The organism is Burkholderia sp. BCC1977 (assembly GCF_905339595.1).
GTDB lineage: Bacteria > Pseudomonadota > Gammaproteobacteria > Burkholderiales > Burkholderiaceae > Burkholderia.
In genome coordinates, this window is record NZ_CAJPGQ010000179.1 from 1 (window position 1) to 429 (window position 429).

At 66.0% G+C, this 429-nt stretch carries 1 protein-coding gene; it reads left to right on the forward strand.

Annotated features, from left to right (window positions below; all coding sequences use genetic code 11):
- Positions 1-88 precede the first annotated feature (88 nt).
- Positions 89-429 (forward strand): hypothetical protein (locus U5771_RS35360; protein WP_322028207.1); only part of this gene is annotated, 341 nt, incomplete at its 3' end.

Consider the following 429-nt stretch of genomic DNA (forward strand, 5'->3'; position numbering starts at 1 on the left):
CGAACTGATCGAGCTGGTTGCCGAGGACAGGCCGGTCGACGTGGAGGTCGACAGCGAGGCGACAGAGCTGTCAGTCGAGCTCAGGCCGGTGGACAACGAGCTGATGCCGGTCGAGGTCGAGGTGGACAGCGAGCTGATCGAGCTAGTTGCCGAGGACAGGCCGGTCGACGTGGAGGTTGACAGCGAGGCGACCGAGCTGTCGGTCGAGCTCAGGCCGGTGGACAACGAGCTGATGCCGGTCGAGGTCGAGGTGGACAGCGAACTGATCGAGCTGGTTGCCGACGAGAGACCCGTCGACGTGGAGGTCGACAGCGAGGCCACCGAGCTGTCGGTCGAGCTCAGGCCGGTCGACAGCGAGCTGATGCCGGTCGAGGCCGAGGTGGACAGCGAGCTGATCGAGCTAGTTGCCGAGGACAGGCCGGTCGACGT